Origin of the sequence: Streptomyces sp. NPDC002130 (assembly GCF_040296465.1) — a bacterium.
Taxonomy (GTDB): domain Bacteria; phylum Actinomycetota; class Actinomycetes; order Streptomycetales; family Streptomycetaceae; genus Streptomyces.
This window is the reverse complement of sequence record NZ_JBEOXI010000402.1, coordinates 1-4914: the sequence shown is the minus strand read 5'-3', so window position 1 is coordinate 4914 and position 4914 is coordinate 1. Positions and strand designations below refer to the sequence as shown.

Below are 4914 nucleotides of genomic sequence, written 5' to 3'. Positions count from 1 at the left end.
GGGGGGGCTGCTCGTTCTGTAGCCGCCGTCACGCAGGAAGGGGGCCCTCGTACGCGGGCCCCCTTCCCATGTCGGTCAGGCGATGTGTTCTTCCGCCAGCTCGGCGTTGAGGCGGTTGGAGAACCGATTCACCATGCGCTTGGACTCGGCCTCGTCCAGGGTGACGCCGTACGTCGCCTCGACGTCGGCGATGAAGCCGCGCGGGGTGGGCGCCCCGTTCCCGCCCTTGATCGACTCACGGAAGATCTGGTAGTACGCCTCCTCGTCCGGCTCGGGAGCCGGCGGGATGCCGCCGCCGTCGCCCAGTTCGCGGGTGCGGTTCGGGCCGACCGGGATCGGGAAGCTGCCGGTGTCCTCCGGAGCCGGCTCCTGCTCGAACTGCTCCTGGTACTGCTCGGCTTCCTGCTGTTCGGCCATCCACTGGGCGTACTGCTCCGGGTCGAAGGCCGGGTCGTAACCGCCCTGGTACTCGACCTCACGCTGGGCGTTGAACCAGGGGCTCTGCTCCGGTTCCGGTTCGTCGTCCGCGAAACGCTCTGCGTAGGGGGTCCTGTCGAGCTCCAGACGCTGCCCGCTGTGGGGTGCCGCCGCGCCCACCCGTGCCGCCCCAGCGGCACGACTGCCCGCAGCTGCGCCCGTGTCCAACTCCGGCGGCGGAGGGATCAGCGCGGGCTCTATCCCCGCCGCAGCGAGGCCCGCCGGGGCCGTCTCCGCCAGCGGCACCCCGTACTTCGCCAGCCGCAACGGCATCAGCGACTCCACCGGCGCCTTCCTGCGCCACGTCCGCCCGAACCGCGACCGCAGCCGCGCCTGGTAGACCAGCCGCTCCTGCTCCAGCTTGATGACCTGCTCGTAGGAGCGGAGCTCCCAGAGCTTCATACGGCGCCACAGGAGGAACGTGGGGACCGGGGAGAGGAGCCAGCGGGTGAGGCGGACGCCCTCCATGTGCTTGTCGGCCGTGATGTCGGCGATCCGGCCGATCGCGTGCCGGGCCGCCTCGACCGAGACCACGAACAGCACCGGGATCACCGCGTGCATGCCCACACCGAGCGGATCCGGCCACGCGGCCGCGCCGTTGAAGGCGATCGTCGCCGCCGTCAGCAGCCACGCCGTCTGACGCAGGAGGGGGAACGGGATCCTGATCCAGGTGAGGAGCAGATCCAGGGCCAGCAGGACGCAGATGCCCGCGTCGATGCCGATCGGGAAGACGTAGGAGAAGTTCCCGAAGCCCTTCTTGATGGCCAACTCGCGGACCGCCGCGTACGAACCGGCGAAGCCGATACCGGCGATGATCACGGCGCCGGCCACGACCACGCCGATGAGAACGCGGTGCATCCGAGTCAGCTGCAGTGGCGCGGCCACCCGTACTCCCCTCCCCTTGCGTGTTGTTGCGCGCAACAGGGTGGCACATGCGTACGGGGAACGGGTGGCCGGATCCCGTCGGGACGGCTCAGCTCTTCGCCACGGGCTTCTTCGACGGCGAGGCCGAGGCGTCCTTCGAGGGCTCGTCCGACGCCTCCTTGGACGCCGACTCCGAGGGCGACTTCGACGACGGCTTCGACGACGGCTTCGACGGCTCGGACGAGGCGCCGCCCGCCTTGCCGCCGCCCTTTCCGTTCGCCTCGGACACCGACTCCACGGCCTCCTTGACGGCCTTCTTCGCGTCCTTCAGCAGGTCGCCGCCGTCCGGCGTCTTGTCACCGGCCAGACCGGCACCGTTGTAGTCGAGCGTGACCACGACGTTCTCCACGCGCGCCACGATCGTCTGCTGCTTGAAGGTGCCTTCCTTCTTCTTCAAGTCGTAATGCACCGCCGTCGCCTGGTCGCCCGTACCGGTCACCGGCTCCGTCTTGACGCCCTTCGCGCCCTCGGCCGCCTGGGCCTCCTGGACCTGCTTCTCGAAGTACTCCTGGGCCAGCTTGTCGGCCGGGCCGCGGGTGACGTCCGACTCGAAGCGCAGCATCGACACGTTCAGCCAGCGGAACTGCGAGCCCTTCACGCCGTTGTTGTCGAGGCTGTTCCAGGAGCAGCTGGCGCGCGTCGAGATGTCGTCCGACTTGCCCTCCTTGCCGGACTTGCTCTTCGGCACGAGGTCCTTCAGCGTCTTCTTCGAGAGCGCCTTGCACGGCTCCGGAAGCTTGTCGTACGCCGCCGCCTGCACCGTCGGTGACGGGCTCGCGGACGCCGACGCCGCGGCCTTGGCGGCCTTGTCCGTGCTGTCGCCGGAGCCGGAGTCCGAGGAGCAGCCGGCGGCGACCAGCATCACGGGGACGGCGGCCGCGCAGACAAGGACGCGGCCGAGGCGCTTCGCTCGCTGGTCTCGCTCTACTCGCTGTGCTCGTCGCTGCATGGTTCCTTCACTCATGACGCTCGTGGTTCCCTGCGGTCGGAACGGGGGTCCGAGTGGTCACCGTACGCGGTGAGGCAACGGTGTGTTCTTCCTTCGCGTGCTTTGCGGGTGGGCGTGAAGGGGCCGTGAAGGGGCCTCAGTCGCCCAGCGAATCCGCCAGCTGCGAGGCCAGTTTCTGCGCCCTGTCCTGCATTTCCTTGCTGTCCGGGACGACACCGACAGTCGCCGGCTGCTCCGCGTACTCGATGGTCACGATGACGTTGGACGTGCGGAACGCCACAGTCACGGTCCGCTGCTTGGCCGTCGAACCGGAACTGCTCAGCCCGTCGTCGAGGAACGCCTCGTCGCCGAGTTCCTCAAGCACCCGGGGCTGCAGATCGGTCGGGGTCGCGGAGGGCGGAGTCGAGGACGAGGACGAGCCGGAGGGGGCCGGGGAGCCGCTCGGCGACGCGCTCGCACCGCCCGCCGGGGTGCTGCCGGAGGCCGCCGTCTCCGTGGCGGTCGGCTCGGGCAGATGGGCCGAGGCCTCCCGCTCCGCGAAGAGCTGCTCGGCCTGGCTGTCGTCGCTGACCGCGTTGTCGTAGGAGACGACCCGCTCGAAGTCGATCAGCAGATGGTCGGTGGCCGTCGGTGAGTCCACCTTCCAACGGCAGCCGACCTTGCGGTCGGTGTCGAACGTGGTCGTCGGCTCGCCTTCGTAGGCCGTCTCGCGCTGCTCCTCGTCACCGATCTGCCGGATGCCGGGGAGGAGTTCGTCGAGCGTGCTCTCGCTGACCTCGGCGCAGGGCTCGGGCAGCGTGCGGTAGCGGCCGGGCTCGGCGGCGGGAGATGCCGTGCCGGTGTCGCCGGGGTTGGAGTTGTCCGTCGGGCCGCCGTCGGCCGAGCCGCCGGTGCAGCCGGCCAGTACCGCCGCGAGGAGCGCGGCGATTCCCGGTACCCACGCCTTCCGTTGCACGTGGTGGCTCCTCTCGACACGGATATTGGCTTGCCGCCGAACAGCGGGCGATGGACACAATGTGTATCGCACGCACTGCCGTGGACGCCGGTCCGATTTCCTTTTCGTCGACCTTGGCTCCGGTATTTGCTGTTGAAGACTTCTGTTCGTTTACGGGGGATTGAGGGTGTTATGTCGTACGTAGAGATGCCGGGGGCGAAGGTGCCGATCCGGATGTGGACCGACCCGGCCTCGGTCGAGGAGGGCGCGCTCCAGCAGCTGCGGAACGTCGCCACGCTGCCGTGGATCAAGGGCCTCGCGGTCATGCCCGACGTGCACTACGGCAAGGGCGCGACGGTCGGCTCGGTCATCGCCATGCAGGGTGCGGTGTGCCCGGCGGCGGTGGGGGTGGACATCGGCTGCGGAATGTCGGCGGTGAAGACGTCCCTGACGGCGAACGACCTGCCCGGCGATCTGTCCCGGCTGCGGTCGAGGATCGAGCAGGTGATTCCGGTGGGCCGGGGGATGCATGACGACCCGGTGGATCCGGGGCGGTTCCATGGGCTGGCCACCGCGGGGTGGGACGACTTCTGGGGGCGGTTCGACGGGGTGGCGGAAGCGGTCAAATTCCGTCAGGAACGTGCCACAAAGCAGATGGGAACGCTCGGAGGGGGCAATCATTTTGTTGAAGTGTGCACGGATACGACCGGATCTGTCTGGCTGATGCTGCACTCCGGTTCCCGGAACATCGGCAAGGAACTCGCCGAGCATCACATCGGCGTGGCCCAGAAGCTCCCGCACAACCAGGGCCTCGTCGACCGGGACCTTGCCGTCTTCGTCGCGGACACCCCGCAGATGGCGGCGTACCGCAACGACCTGTTCTGGGCGCAGGAGTACGCGAAGCACAACCGCTCGATCATGATGGCGCTCCTGAAGGACGTCATCCGCAAGGAGTTCAAGAAGGCCAAGCCGACCTTCGAGCCGGAGATCAGCGCGCACCACAACTACGTGGCCGAGGAGCGCTACGACGGGATGGACCTGCTCGTGACCCGCAAGGGCGCGATCCGGGCCGGTTCCGGCGAGTACGGGATCATCCCGGGTTCCATGGGCACGGGTTCGTACATCGTGAAGGGCCTCGGCAACGCCAAGTCCTTCAACTCGGCCTCGCACGGCGCGGGCCGGCGCATGAGCCGCAACGCGGCCAAGCGCCGGTTCTCCACGAAGGACCTGGAGCAGCAGACCCAGGGCGTGGAGTGCCGCAAGGACTCCGGTGTCGTGGACGAGATCCCGGCCGCCTACAAGCCGATCGAGCAGGTCATCGACCAGCAGCGGGACCTGGTGGAGGTCGTGGCGCGGATCAAGCAGGTCGTCTGCGTGAAGGGCTGACCGGCAGGCTCTACAGCTCCCGGTGCACCTTCGTGTTCGACGCCTGGGCGCGGGGGCGCAGGACCAGGAGGTCGACGTTGACGTGGGCGGGGCGGGTGACCGCCCAGGTGATGGTGTCGGCGACGTCGTCGGCCGTGAGGGGTTCGGCGACGCCCTGGTAGACCTTGGCCGCCTTGGCCTCGTCGCCGCCGAAGCGGGTCAGCAGCGACTTCACCAGCGAGGGCGTCTACAACATCGCCGGCCT

General features: G+C 68.8%; 4 protein-coding genes and 1 pseudogene. 1 reads left to right on the top strand and 4 read right to left on the bottom strand.

Going from position 1 to position 4914, the window contains the following annotated elements:
- Positions 1-75 precede the first annotated feature (75 nt).
- From ABT116_RS39580 to ABT116_RS39570, 3 genes are all read right to left on the bottom strand, one after another.
- The gene (locus ABT116_RS39580; protein WP_351644635.1) at positions 76-1362 is read right to left on the bottom strand and encodes a DUF2637 domain-containing protein; all 1287 of its coding nucleotides are present in this window, start codon (positions 1360-1362) and stop codon (positions 76-78) included.
- 88 nt (positions 1363-1450) lie between these two features.
- The gene (locus tag ABT116_RS39575) at positions 1451-2365 is read right to left on the bottom strand and encodes a DUF3558 family protein (protein ID WP_351644632.1); all 915 of its coding nucleotides are present in this window, start codon (positions 2363-2365) and stop codon (positions 1451-1453) included.
- A 121-nt stretch (positions 2366-2486) separates the two neighbouring features.
- On the bottom strand, positions 2487-3305 hold the full coding sequence (locus tag ABT116_RS39570) for a DUF3558 domain-containing protein (RefSeq protein ID WP_351644629.1): 819 nt from the start codon (positions 3303-3305) through the stop codon (positions 2487-2489).
- A gap of 171 nt (positions 3306-3476) precedes the next feature.
- Between ABT116_RS39570 and ABT116_RS39565 the strand changes: the two genes are divergently transcribed.
- On the top strand, positions 3477-4670 hold the full coding sequence (locus ABT116_RS39565; protein WP_351644626.1) for an RtcB family protein: 1194 nt from the start codon (positions 3477-3479) through the stop codon (positions 4668-4670).
- Between the two features lie 10 nt (positions 4671-4680).
- On the opposite strand, the pseudogene ABT116_RS39560 reads toward ABT116_RS39565, so the two are convergent.
- Positions 4681-4875 (bottom strand): annotated as a pseudogene (locus tag ABT116_RS39560) (oxidoreductase); the annotation flags it as partial.
- Between the last annotated feature and the right edge of the window lie 39 nt (positions 4876-4914).

Coding starts and splice junctions, on each gene's coding strand:
- ABT116_RS39575 (WP_351644632.1), bottom strand. CDS start 2,365: ATGAGTGAAGGAACCATGCAGCGACGAGCACAGCGAGTAGAGCGAGAC.
- ABT116_RS39565 (WP_351644626.1), top strand. CDS start 3,477: ATGTCGTACGTAGAGATGCCGGGGGCGAAGGTGCCGATCCGGATGTGG.